This window comes from Ignavibacteriales bacterium (assembly GCA_016214905.1).
In the GTDB taxonomy this organism is placed as follows: Bacteria; Bacteroidota; Ignavibacteria; order UBA10030; family SZUA-254; genus PNNN01.
In genome coordinates this window covers 392,016-404,176 of the sequence record JACRMQ010000007.1, presented here as the reverse complement: position 1 = coordinate 404,176, position 12,161 = coordinate 392,016, and the positions used below count along the sequence as shown (strand labels likewise).

12 protein-coding genes are annotated in these 12,161 nt (G+C 41.1%); all 12 read right to left on the bottom strand.

Annotated elements, in window-relative coordinates; translation table 11 throughout:
* Window positions 1-88: 88 nt before the first annotated feature.
* The 12 genes from HZB59_08955 to HZB59_08900 all read right to left on the bottom strand — a co-directional run bounded on the left by HZB59_08955 (window position 89) and on the right by HZB59_08900 (window position 12,085).
* Window positions 89-763 (bottom strand): class I SAM-dependent methyltransferase, encoded by a 675-nt coding sequence (locus HZB59_08955; GenBank protein MBI5021551.1) that lies wholly within the window; start codon window positions 761-763, stop codon window positions 89-91.
* Window positions 756-2,285, bottom strand: a complete 1,530-nt coding sequence (locus HZB59_08950) for a carbohydrate kinase (protein ID MBI5021550.1) — start codon at window positions 2,283-2,285, stop codon at window positions 756-758. Before HZB59_08950 ends, HZB59_08955 begins: the two co-directional genes overlap by 8 nt.
* A 74-nt stretch (window positions 2,286-2,359) precedes the next feature.
* A complete protein-coding gene (locus HZB59_08945) occupies window positions 2,360-2,962 on the bottom strand; it encodes a nucleotidyltransferase family protein (GenBank protein ID MBI5021549.1) in 603 nt (200 codons plus the stop codon).
* 147 nt (window positions 2,963-3,109) lie between these two features.
* On the bottom strand, window positions 3,110-5,350 hold the full coding sequence (locus tag HZB59_08940) for a carbohydrate binding family 9 domain-containing protein (GenBank protein ID MBI5021548.1): 2,241 nt from the start codon (window positions 5,348-5,350) through the stop codon (window positions 3,110-3,112).
* A 93-nt stretch (window positions 5,351-5,443) separates the two neighbouring features.
* Entirely contained in the window at window positions 5,444-6,595 is a 1,152-nt protein-coding gene (locus HZB59_08935; GenBank protein MBI5021547.1) for an XdhC family protein, read from the bottom strand.
* Entirely contained in the window at window positions 6,585-7,028 is a 444-nt protein-coding gene (locus tag HZB59_08930) for a four helix bundle protein (protein ID MBI5021546.1), read from the bottom strand. Before HZB59_08930 ends, HZB59_08935 begins: the two co-directional genes overlap by 11 nt.
* Before the next feature lie 47 nt (window positions 7,029-7,075).
* On the bottom strand, window positions 7,076-8,074 hold the full coding sequence (locus HZB59_08925; protein MBI5021545.1) for an ornithine carbamoyltransferase: 999 nt from the start codon (window positions 8,072-8,074) through the stop codon (window positions 7,076-7,078).
* 28 nt (window positions 8,075-8,102) lie between these two features.
* Entirely contained in the window at window positions 8,103-8,534 is a 432-nt protein-coding gene (locus tag HZB59_08920) for a nucleoside deaminase (GenBank protein MBI5021544.1), read from the bottom strand.
* A 2-nt stretch (window positions 8,535-8,536) separates the two neighbouring features.
* Window positions 8,537-9,742 carry a YgeY family selenium metabolism-linked hydrolase gene (locus HZB59_08915; protein ID MBI5021543.1) on the bottom strand — a complete coding sequence of 402 codons (1,206 nt, stop codon included), beginning with the start codon at window positions 9,740-9,742 and terminating at the stop codon, window positions 8,537-8,539.
* A gap of 64 nt (window positions 9,743-9,806) precedes the next feature.
* On the bottom strand, window positions 9,807-10,358 hold the full coding sequence (locus tag HZB59_08910; protein MBI5021542.1) for a BMC domain-containing protein: 552 nt from the start codon (window positions 10,356-10,358) through the stop codon (window positions 9,807-9,809).
* A gap of 5 nt (window positions 10,359-10,363) precedes the next feature.
* Window positions 10,364-10,741: a four helix bundle protein gene (locus HZB59_08905; GenBank protein ID MBI5021541.1), complete on the bottom strand. Its 378-nt coding sequence runs from the start codon at window positions 10,739-10,741 to the stop codon at window positions 10,364-10,366.
* A gap of 30 nt (window positions 10,742-10,771) precedes the next feature.
* Window positions 10,772-12,085 (bottom strand): 4Fe-4S dicluster domain-containing protein, encoded by a 1,314-nt coding sequence (locus HZB59_08900; GenBank protein ID MBI5021540.1) that lies wholly within the window; start codon window positions 12,083-12,085, stop codon window positions 10,772-10,774.
* Between the last annotated feature and the right edge of the window lie 76 nt (window positions 12,086-12,161).

The window sequence follows — 12,161 nt, the reverse complement described above, 5'->3', positions numbered from 1 at the left end:
CACCCACAATGATATCACTTATGTGTCACGAAATCCTGCCCACAGCATACCTGCCGCAGGTATGACAGGCGGGGGTTCGTGACACCGACTATAACTTCCTCATCTCACAAAACAAACTCGATTCATCTACTTCTACAATTTCCGCCTCAACATTCAAACCGGATACCAAAGATAAAAACTGTTCCGGTTGAGCAGTTGTTGCCATAAATCCATCTTTGCAAACAATTACACCGTTACGAGTTTTTTCATAATCGATCTCACCTAACAATCCAGCTTCAGATTGCAGTTGAAACCATTCGAGCCGGTGGTTCCAGAATTTTTCCGAATATGTTGAAAATAAAATCAATCCGCACCGCTTTGTTACGCGGATGCTTTCTTTGATTAGTTCTTTCTGATCGATGTGGAAAGCTGAAATTCCGTTTTGAATACAAACAACAACATCAAAACTATTGTCGCGGAAACCGAGATGCAACGCATCCATTTGCAGCAGGTTATAATTTGAAATTTCAGAAAGCATTTCTTTTCCCATCAGCAAACTAGAAAAGGAAGTATCGATACCAACAACTGATCTTGCCCGCTTCGAAAGAGACGGAATAATTCGTCCGTAACCGCAGCCCAAATCTAAAACTATATCACCTCTGTTGATATTTTTTAAAACGTGATTTACTTCCGCAACAAAATATTGTTGCACACGCGGCGGAGCTATTTCGTAAACCTGCTTCAGCCGATCGGCTGAAAGTTTGTCAGCGTAATAATCATTCATAATCTAATCTTGCTCTGTCGGGCAAGAACTTAATTAACATATCGTGCCATCGCATATATGCTTCAAGGTAAGTTTCTCTCTTCTTGGAGTTTGGTTCAATAACTTTCGCCGGCTTCAATCCGATGAATGCTTCATCGAATGAATTAAAAATTCCGGCACCTATACCCGCACCTCGCGCCGCACCTTCCGATCCGTCCGTATTAAAGAGTGTTACTTTTGTATTCATGGTTGTTACAAACGCTTCACAGAAAACGGGACTGAGAAACAAATTTGAATTCCCGGCACGCATTTCTTTTATCTCCACACCCAACGCCGACATAGTTTCCCTCCCGTGCTTCAACGCGAAAACAATTCCTTCCTGTCCCGCTCTCAAGATGTGTGCTTTCGAATGTATGTTCAAATCGAGATTGCATATCGATGCACCAATCGATTTGTTTTCAAGTGTTCTTTCGGATCCGTTTCCGTACGGAAGAACAGTTAACCCTTCGGAACCTGCGGGAATCAGCTCGGCGAGCCGGTTCATCTGATTATACGAGAGCGTGTCGCTTCCGAATGTAACAATATTTTTTTTCAACCAGCTATAAAGAACGCCTGTGGCATTTACTTCAATCAGTATTCCAAATCGTGGATCGGTTTTGCGATGATTAACATGCAGAAAAGTATTAATCCTCGATCGCGAATCGCCAAGCGATTTATCGGTTACGCAAAAAATGGTTCCTGCAGTACCGGCAGTTATAGAACATTCGGCGGGCTGTAACACATTTAACGACAATGCATTGCTGAACTGGTCACCCGCACGGTAAGTTACTTTGATGCCGGGTTTCAATCCCAACTCACCGGCAGCTTTAGCAGTAAGCACACCGTGATCATAAAAATTCGGAACAACATCGGGAATTACTAATGGGTGAATGTTGTACTGTCTTAAAATCATTTCTGCTATTTTATCTTCGGTAAAATCCCACATTATTCCTTCCGATAGTCCCGAAGGTGTTGTCAAAATTTCCCCGGTCATCATCATGCCGATGTAATCGCCGGGAAGCATCATCTTATGAATTTGTTTGTAAATCTTGTATTCATTTTCCATCACCCATTTTAATTTTGATGCTGTGAAGCTGCCGGGAGAATTCAGCAACCGCTGAATGCAAATCTCTTCTCCAAGAGATTCAAATGCCTGCCGTCCGATTTCTTCCGCACGGTTATCGCTACCAAGAATAGCAAGACGCAGCAGTTCAAGATTTTTATCGACAAGAACCAAACCGTGCATCTGATATGATATTCCGATTGCCCGGAGATCATCGAGTTTTGAACCGGCTTGCTGCTTCAGTATCGCAGTTACAAGTTTTACATTTTCCCACCAGAGCACCGGATCTTGTTCAACCCACCCTTGCTCAGGTGTTATAGTTTCCAGTTCTCTCTCAGGTGAAACAGCAGAAGCAACTACGCTTCCTTTCTCACTTTCAAGAAGTGTCGCTTTGATGAATGACTTGCCTATATCGTAACCGAGGAGGTAACCGTTATTCATGATAATTTCTTATTCTCAATTTATTTATGATAAGCATTAACAATTATCTATTAACAATTAATCATTGACAATTATTAATGCTTCAAAATGTATTTTAAATAATCCTCCTGCGTGTCGATATTAATCAAAACACCTTCTTCATTTACGGGAACTTCGCAAACATCATCAGAATGTTTATGAATAACAGACCGCGCTCCGACATCATGCGAAGCAGACCGGAGTTCGTCAAAATATTTTTTATCAAAAATAACCGGGTGTCCGCGTCTACTGTTGAATGTGGGTATAATAATTTTCTTCTTCGATGTCCAATATCCCTGAAGTAAATCTACCAAAAGTGATTGTATAAGAAGCGGGTGATCAACCGGGCAAATCATTGCTCCATTAATCTCTTCCGGTTCCGTTGAATTTAAATCCAACGCATCGATTCCTTTTATGATCGAAGTTAGTTGTCCTTTTTGCCAATCTTCATTGACAACTGTTTTACCATCGAACCATGAAAGAGATTTCCGAATTTCTTCCGCCTCTGCGCCAAGTATTATAACGATATCGATAACGCGAGCAGAGTGAAGAACATCGACGATATGTTGCAAAAATGTTTTCTCTCCGATTTTAAGGAGAGATTTCGGACTTCCCATCCGTCGGGATGAACCCGCAGCGAGTATAATTCCGGAGATCATATGATTAAGAATTCACGTTTCAAGATTTAGGATTTAATTTGTAGGAAATATAATCTAAGTAAGCGTGATGTCCAAAAAGGGATGAACGATCGAGGAAGCAAGATATTTGTCCGCATTCAAGTCGCGTGTGTGTTGATGATTCCCCGATCAGATATTTAATAAATAAGTAACCTTGGCAATAATCGTCCGGTTATTGATATGCGGTGAATGCCGAACATTCCATTGCTCGTTGTAAACAATATAAATATCGGAATTAGGAAGATATTGATAATTAAACAGCAGGTTCAGGTTCACATCTTTATCTGCGTTGTTCCATTGCATAAACAACTTGCTGAATACCTTCGTTGTCATTGCCCAGTTGATTCTGCCGATCAGCAGGTTTGTTGCAAAATTTCCGTTAGCTACTGGCAATTTTAAGTCGTTACGCTGATAACTCATATTGAATTTCCAATTCATGTTGGGCTTCCATGATGTACCAAATTCGAGCGTATTGATTGTCCCGTTATAAAAATTTCCGAATTTTTCAGTAATGTTGCCGGAAAGCGGTCGGCTCCTGTCGGAATAATAGTCTGCAACGAATCGTGTAAAATTGTATGTACCTGCCGGAATAATTGTTTCATCACGTATATAGAAATCTTCAGTTAATATTTCTTTTTGCCAAGGAACACCTATAAATAACTCGCTTCCGTTTTCGAAAACAGTATAACTTGAAAGCAGATTGTAACTGGATTGAAGCGTCCAATCGGGATTAGAGTGATAAGCAAATTCACCGTAAAGGTAAGTTTTTCGAATACCCAGAATTCCGGGCCGAGTTGCAACGGCGGAACTAATATAAATTTTTCTCACTCCGGTGCGCGGCATGTAACCTACTTCAGGATTGAAACCGTTATCTATCGTCATGTATTGAGCTTGGAGTTCAATTTCATCAGTCATATAATTTAAATCTATATTCGCAGCGCCGTTATTACTAGTAATTCCATAATCGAATGTTTTGGCAGCGAAACCGCCGACTTGTAATTGCTCGGTCAGATAAACATTCCAATCAGCTCCTGCTGTTCTGTTGTATGCTGTTTTTGATGCTTGTTTATTTATTCCGATAAATCCCACACTCGATTGACCACGTATAGGCTGTTTCACCCTGAGAATAGAAATGTTTGTCAAGGGTATTTCAATTTCGCTGTTATCATCACCGGTGATTTTTTTCTTATCTGTTACTATGCTGAGCAGACCCAGGTCGGTTGAACCGATTTTTCCGGTAGTTCTCAGACCTCCAAGCAGGGGAATCTTAACGCTGCCATCTTTCGATAATCCTATTCTTCGACTGAAGAATAACAACGATGCATCATAATTGCCGGAAAATCTTTCGCCGAACCAGAAAATGCCTGCTCCTTCTAAAAAGAAATCACGTTTTTCGGGATAATATAAATCGAAGCGGGTGAGATTTATTTTTTCCTGATCAGATTCAACCTGTGCGAAATCGGTGTTTAACGTAAGGTCGGCAGTTAGATTAGTGGTAATGCTGTACTTTAAATCAATCCCGGCATTCGTTATACTTATATTTCCGCTAAATTTATCATCCTCTAATCCACCTGCCACATAAGGTTTTATTTGAAGTCCTGTTCCCTGTGAAATATTTTTGAATCCTGAGAGATGTCTGAATTTTGAAACCTTATACTGTCCCAGAGGTCCGTAGTCGCGCAAAATTGGTGTTGAAAATATTTCTTCCCTGTTTCGCAGAATAAATCTCGCGAAATTGATTCCCCATTCACCGGTTCCGTTCTCATCGAAGCGAAGAGTTCGGAAAGGAATAGCAAACTCGGCTGTCCAGCCAAGAGAATCGATTTGAGTTTCGCAGAACCATACTCCGTTCCAGTCCCAGTTTAAATTTTCTCCTTCATTACGAACAAGACCATCACGCTGAACACCGAGAGGATTTGTTGAAAATAAAAATGCATTTCTGTCATCGTTGAATGTATCGATTAGAATTTCGATCCGGTCGTTCTCGGAAAGATCGACATCGTATCTCATTTCATTCGCAACAAGCTGATCTACCTGGGAATCGTAGCATCGGATACCGATGTATAAATTATGTGTGTCGAACGAAATAGCAATATCTGTTTTCTCCGACGCAGGCATCCCTTCTTCCGGTTCGCGCTGGGTGAAATTCGTAATGTGAGATGCGGCTATCCAAATCGAGTCGTCTAGAAATCCATCAATGATGGGTGTCTTAATAGATTGTGAAATGGATGTTGCGGGGAAAGAGTTTTCCGTCGTTTCTTCCTGAGAAAAACATAATTCAATCGGCAATAAGAATGATGATATTATTACAGTGGTAATAAAAATATAAAACAATTTTGTATTGAAATTATATCTGGATTTCGATTTCATGATACCTCTGGAATATTTAATTAATACCTTGAGATACTATACGAAAAAATAACTGAAGATGTTGCCGGATAAAATTGGAGATTTCACTACAAATTAGAATCCGAGATCTTCTTTTAAATGTCGCGGTGGTTTCAAAGAACCACGGCGAATTCGCACAAGTTCTGCAGTAATGCTTACCGCAATTTCCTCTGCCGTTGCAGCAGCGATATCGATCCCGATCGGTGCATGGACACGTTCAAGTTGTTCATCTTTGATTCCGCATTGGCGAAGATGATCATAAGTTTTCAGCACCTTTCGTTTACTCCCGATCATACCGATATACTTTGCAGGAGTTTTTACCGCTTGTTCCAGAACTAATTCATCGTAACTATGACCGCGTGTGACGATAACAATATACGTGGTTGGTTTGATTGTTAATTTCGAGAATGCTTCTGAAAAATCGGACACAATAGTTTGAGCCGCTTCGGGGAATCTATCGGGATTTGCGTACTTTTCACGATCATCAACAATCGTAACGCGAAACCCAACCATCACCGCCGATTGCGAAACGAACTTAGATACATGTCCGCCACCGAAGATTATCAAGCTTGGTGTGCTGGAAATTGGTTCGAGAATGATTTCACCTGATTCGGTTTTTAATCTAATAATTTCATTCTTTTGATAAACCCTGGAAATGGATTGTTGGATTAATGGAGTAATGGAGTGTGGAAGTAGTTGAGTAGTTGAGTTGTTGAGTGCGTTGTCAACAATCCATTCATTCATCTCTCCACTATTCCGCTTGAAGATTATTTTGCTCGCTACTGTATTATCCTTGTTTAAAAGAGTTCCAACAATACAATCTTCTTCGTCATCCCGGAGTGTTTTTAGTTTCTGAAATATTGGAATAAAATTTTTCGTGATCGGTTCGATAAGAATATCGAGATTGCCGCCGCAAATCAATCCGCTCTCTATATCATCTTCATTCAACTCGAATGTCAGAATTTCCGCTTTACGTGCGTTGTACAACCGGTTGGCATGGAGAATCACCTCACCTTCCATGCATCCACCGCCAACAGTTCCAACCGAAACCGTTCCACCATTTTTGATGAGCATTTTTGATAAAGCAGATGCCGGTGTGGATCCTGATGTTGAGATGATAGTCGCAAGCATGATCGACTCTTCATGCTCGAGCGCGGAGAGAATCTCTTGATAAATATCTGAGGAAATTGGAGATTTAGGATTTAGGATGTAGGATTTAGGGTGCATGAAAATCGTTAACTGAATAATTAATTGAATCTTCTCTTAAAAAGAGTGGGGTTTCGTGTTTGGTTTCAACTGCTCTAATAAAATGAAAAACCATTGAACTTAATCTTTTATATTCACTCAATAATTCTTCACATAGTTGAACTTCAATAGAAGATTTTGTTTCAACAATTAACTTTAAATGTTCAATAGTTTCTTCCGTTGAGGCGTGAGCACGATACAGGTAATGCGAATACTCATTCTTATATTTTCTCAGAACATAACCCTCGACAATATTTGCGGCAATAGATTTTGACGATCTTCTGACCTGACTTCCCTCCTCATATGTTTCATGTTTGGGTAAACTCAATGTCAATTTGTGAATCTTAACAGCTAGATCGTGTGCAAGATGATATATATCTAACCTATTGTAACCACCATTTTGTTTCTGAGCCATTTCTTCCTCCTATCTCATAAATCCTACATCATATATCAACTTTGTTTTTACATAGTCAATGCCATAACTGCTTTACAAGTATGTAGCCTGTTTTCGGCTTCCGGAAATACTCGTGAATGTGGACCGTCTATAACCGCGTCGGTAACTTCGTATCCGCGGTCGGCGGGTAGACAGTGCATATAGATGGAATCTTTTTTTGTCAACTTCATTTTCTTTTCATCGCAAATCCAATATTTGTATTTCTTCGAGATCTCCAAAGCTTTTTCAGGAGTATGGAAAAGAGATTCTATTCCCCACGATTTTGGGTAAACGATATGAGCGCCTTCGAATGCCTCATCCATCGAATCTACTATTTCAAACTTTGTTCCATTCTCTTTTGCGGCTTTCTTCGCGTACTCGACTTCACTGTCCATCAATTTATATTCCGGCGGATGAGCAAGAACAACGTCGAGCCCGAAACGCGGCATTAGTGTAATCAATCCCTGCGGCACCGACATCGGCTTGGCGTAACTTGGAGCGTAAGCCCATGAGACGGCAATCTTTTTACCGCGGAGATTTTTTCCGAACTCTTCACGAATAGTCATGAGATCGGCGAGTGTCTGGAACGGATGATCTATATCGCACTGCATGTTTAAAACAGGAACGGTTGCATGCTCAGCTACTTCGCGCATATATTTATTTCCCTCACCCGGAACAAGATCATGCCTGATTGCAATTGCATGTCCATAACTCGAAAGAATTATTCCCATATCTTTCGGCGATTCACCGTGTGCAACCTGAGAAGTTTCCGCAGCGATAAAGTGCGCGTGACCTCCGAGTTGTGTTGTACCCGCTTCAAATGAATTACGAGTTCGTGTCGATTTATCAAAGAAGAAAAGAAAATTCGTTTTATCGGGTAGGTAGCGGTGTGGCTGACATTTTTTAAACATCTTTTTCAAATCGGCTGCGACTTTGAGCGCTAATTCGATTTCTTTGACTGACCAGTCTTTTGTTTCGATGTAATCTTTTCCACGAACGATGTTCGGGAGCTTTGGTAATTTTGCCATTGTATTCCTTTAAAAATAATGATTGAATTTATTTGCCAATATCTTCGTTCCACAATGAGGGATGCTCTTTGATGAACTTATCCATCATATTGAAACATTCATCCAGATTAAGATTGATTACTTCAACACCATGTTCATGCATAAATTTTTCCGAGCCGGGGAAGGTTCTCGATTCTCCAACTACAACTTTCGGAATATTAAATTGTACAACCGCGCCACCGCATAAATAGCACGGCATCAATGTGGAATATAAAACTGTATTGTGATAGCTACCGACTCGTCCGGCATTTATGAGGCAATCGATTTCCGCATGTTTCATCGTGTTGTCTTCCTGCACTCGGCGATTGTGTCCGCGTCCTATTATTTTTCCATCGCGCACTAACACTGAACCGATCGGAATTCCACCTTCCGATAATCCTTTCCGCGCTTCGGCAATAGCTTCTTGCATGAAGATATCCATATTTATTTTCCTAAATAAATCTTCGGAAATGCTGCATACCATGCACTTGCTTTTACGAGATGTTCGACGGGAATCTGTTCTGTCGCCATGTGTGCATAGATTTCATTTCCGGGACCGAAGCCGATACACGGAATTTTGTGCATTCCCATAACTGCAACACCGTTTGTACTGAATACCCAGCGGTTTACAACCGGTTTCTCCTGAAACAACCCTTCAAATGTCTTTACACCACTTGCAAGCACAGGATGATTTTCCGGAAGAAGCCATGTTGGATAATATTTCTTTGTCGGATAAGTTAAACCGCGCCAGCTTGGAACGGCATAATCCAGCACAACAACTTCGGCATTTACTTTCTTCACACTTGGTAATTCCTGAATTTCTTTGACGGCAGATTCCATCGTATCTGTTGCCGCGAGCCGTCTATCAAGATGAATTGTGGATGAATCTGCAACTGCACAAAGTGACGGAGATGTTGAGCGAATTTCTGCAATTGTAACTGTACCTTTTCCGAGGAACGGTTCACCCTTCAATCGTTCATTCAGTTTTTCAATATCCTGTATAATCGGAGACATTTTGTAGACAGCGTTATCACCACGTTCCGGTGCAGAACCATGACAGGAAATTCCTTTTACTCGAACTTCAATTTCCATTCGTCCGCGATGGCCACGATAAACTCCAAGATTTGTCGGTTCAGCAATCACAACTACTTCTGGTCGTATTTTATCTTCGTTAATAATATACTGCCAGCAAAGTCCGTCGCAGTCTTCTTCCTGAACACTTCCGACGATGTAAAGCGTGTAATCGTCTTCAAGTCCAAGATCCTTGATGATTTTTCCGCCATAGACAAGCGATGCCATTGCACCTTTCATATCGCATGCACCGCGGCCATAGATGATTCCATCCTTCATCGCACCTTTGAACGGATCGATTGTCCAGTTTTCAGGGTTCCCGACATCGACCGTATCAATATGTGCATCCATTGCAATGATATGTTTACCTTTACCGATGCGGCCTAAAATATTTCCCATCGGATCGATAGTGATCTCGTCGTATTTACATTTCTCCATTTCTTCTTTAATGCGGTAGACGACTTTTTCTTCCTGTGAACTTACGGATTTTATTGCAATAATGTCGCGGAGAAATTTCGCGACTTGGGATTCGTTTTGTCTGGCAGATTTTAGGATTTGTTCAAACATAAATTTTATCATTTAGGATGTAGGTTTTAGAATTTTGATAATTGATTATTGACGATTGTCGATTAATAATTAACTATTATACAATCTCCGACAACAACTCTTTCCTTGGTTGTGGAATTACAACTTTATTAACAAGCAATCCTTTTGATGCGACAACCGCAGCACCGGCATCAACCGCAGCTTGAACGGCGGCAACTTCACCGGTCAAGGTAACAAACGCTTTACCGCCTAAAGCCATTGCAAGCCGAAGCTCGATCAATCGTACATTAGCAGATTTAACAGCAGCATCAGCAGCTTCAATCAGGGATGCAACCGAGAACGATTCAACGATTCCGAGCGCCTGAAGCAAATCGACTTTACTTGTGCCTGCAATAGCCGGAAATATTGCATGATGAACATTTGGAATAATAAACACATCCACAATAGAACCGCGTCCCGTAATACCCCCCGACTGAACAGCAGCCGATACAGCAGCAACGTCACCGCCTATCAACACCATGTATTTGCCTGAACAGATTGAACGCGAAAGAATAATTTCTACTTCGGCGGCTTTTAACATTGCATCTGCCACTTCATAACCGGCGGCGATGCTTGATAGTTCTATAAGACCGATTGAATTTTTAACCATGGTTATTAGCTTTTAGTTGTTAGCTTTTGGGAGTTAGAGATTTTGGTAATAAGCGCATTTATCATTTTTTGTTCTGATGAGAGCAGTGCAAAAACATCAATAAGATTTTCTTCATGAGTGAATCCTATTTCTTTTAATAAGATAAGTTGTGTCTCAAGTTCAAATGTTGAACCTATCGCCATTTCTAGATAACGCCTAAATTCAATATCACTGTTACGACTACAACCTTCGGCAATATTTGAAGGAATAGAAACTGCGGCTCTACACATCTGGCTTTTCAAACCATACTTTTCTTCTTTTGGTAATAACCCTGAAAGCAGATAGACTTCCTTCACATGTTGAATTCCCTGCTGCCAAATTGTTAATTTTCTAAAATCTCTCATTCAAACATTCTAAAAGCCAACAGCCAATTGCTAATAGCTTTCTATTAAAATAGTATTTTCTACTCGTCTAACAATCCCATCAACACTCGCGTGCACTCTCGCGCCCATTTTTCCTTCCGGAATTTCGCCGATGCATTGTCCGCGCTTCACAGATTCTCCAACACTCACAATCGGTTGCGCAGGCGTTCCGATATGTTGGGATAGCGGAATATTTACATTTTTGGGATTGAGTTTTTTTTGTTGAAATTTCGATGGACGATTGTACTCTTCAACTCCAAGTCGTTTCATCAATTGCCTCAATGGAGTTCTTCTTCCTTCGTACATCGGATGTGGAATAACCTCTTTGCGCCCGGACCATTTAACAGCATTGGTTTTCAAATCGGTTTTCGCTGTATCGCATGCTTCTTTAGGATACAACCCTTCCGGACATGCATAAAGCGTGCAAAGTCCGCAGGCACAGCAGAGTGATGCGTATTGATTCCAAATATGCTCACCTGTCATTGTGAAACCAAGACTCCGCATTACTTTATGAGGCTGAACATCATAGCCAAGTATGTATCGCGGACATAATTCTGTGCAATAACTGCACTGATCGCAAGCAGATTTGCCGATTCGCCGCATCGATTGTTCAGTTCGGCTCTTTCGCTGGATTAAAATATGTTCTTTTGGAATAACAATAAATCCGGCAGTTGTTTTTGTAATCGGCTGATCAAGATCGAACTCCAATTTTCCCATCATGATTCCACCGACAAACACGCCGAAATCTTTTACACTCACACCGCCCGCAAAAGCAATCGCATCCTTAAAACTCATACCCACCGGTGCAACAAAAGATAACGGATGATGCACAGCACCTGCAACCGTTACAAATTTTTCAATTACAGGTTGATCGTCAGCAGCAAGAGAAATATTATAGAGCGTCTCGACATTGCTGACTACAATTCCAACATCGAGCGGAATTCCCTGAGGAGGTATTAATCTTTTTGTCGATTCGTAAACAAGAATGAATTCATCGCCGGACGGATAAAAATCTCCAAGTAAATGAATCTTGATGCGTGGATCGTGAATCGCACCTGAGATTGCATCAACAGCGTCTTTGTTTTTTTCTTTTATTCCGATTATACCTTTTTTTGCACCCGTAGATTCCATTAGAAGGATTACGCCGTGCACAACTTTTTCCGGGCATCGAACCATGATTTCATAATCTTTATGGATCAACGGCTCACACTCGGCTCCATTGGCTATAACATATTCAACTTTCGCACCGGCTTTTACATGTGTGGGGAAGCCGCCGCCACCCGCACCGACAATACCTGCATTTCTTATTTTCTCTGAAATATTCATTCAATCCTTTGTTACCCTCTCCCGTTCCGATAATCCTTCGACTTCGCTCAGGATATCATCGGAACATCCCTCTCCC

What these genes read in the sequence shown, in the direction of transcription:
- HZB59_08940 (MBI5021548.1), bottom strand. Translation starts at nt 5,350, where the DNA reads ATGAAATCGAAATCCAGATATAATTTCAATACAAAATTGTTTTATATT.
- HZB59_08925 (MBI5021545.1), bottom strand. Translation starts at nt 8,074, where the DNA reads ATGGCAAAATTACCAAAGCTCCCGAACATCGTTCGTGGAAAAGATTAC.
- HZB59_08910 (MBI5021542.1), bottom strand. Translation starts at nt 10,358, where the DNA reads ATGGTTAAAAATTCAATCGGTCTTATAGAACTATCAAGCATCGCCGCC.
- HZB59_08905 (MBI5021541.1), bottom strand. Translation starts at nt 10,741, where the DNA reads ATGAGAGATTTTAGAAAATTAACAATTTGGCAGCAGGGAATTCAACAT.
- HZB59_08930 (MBI5021546.1), bottom strand. Translation starts at nt 7,028, where the DNA reads ATGGCTCAGAAACAAAATGGTGGTTACAATAGGTTAGATATATATCAT.
- HZB59_08920 (MBI5021544.1), bottom strand. Translation starts at nt 8,534, where the DNA reads ATGGATATCTTCATGCAAGAAGCTATTGCCGAAGCGCGGAAAGGATTA.
- HZB59_08915 (MBI5021543.1), bottom strand. Translation starts at nt 9,742, where the DNA reads ATGATAAAATTTATGTTTGAACAAATCCTAAAATCTGCCAGACAAAAC.
- HZB59_08950 (MBI5021550.1), bottom strand. Translation starts at nt 2,285, where the DNA reads ATGAATAACGGTTACCTCCTCGGTTACGATATAGGCAAGTCATTCATC.
- HZB59_08955 (MBI5021551.1), bottom strand. Translation starts at nt 763, where the DNA reads ATGAATGATTATTACGCTGACAAACTTTCAGCCGATCGGCTGAAGCAG.
- HZB59_08900 (MBI5021540.1), bottom strand. Translation starts at nt 12,085, where the DNA reads ATGAATATTTCAGAGAAAATAAGAAATGCAGGTATTGTCGGTGCGGGT.
- HZB59_08945 (MBI5021549.1), bottom strand. Translation starts at nt 2,962, where the DNA reads ATGATCTCCGGAATTATACTCGCTGCGGGTTCATCCCGACGGATGGGA.
- HZB59_08935 (MBI5021547.1), bottom strand. Translation starts at nt 6,595, where the DNA reads ATGCACCCTAAATCCTACATCCTAAATCCTAAATCTCCAATTTCCTCA.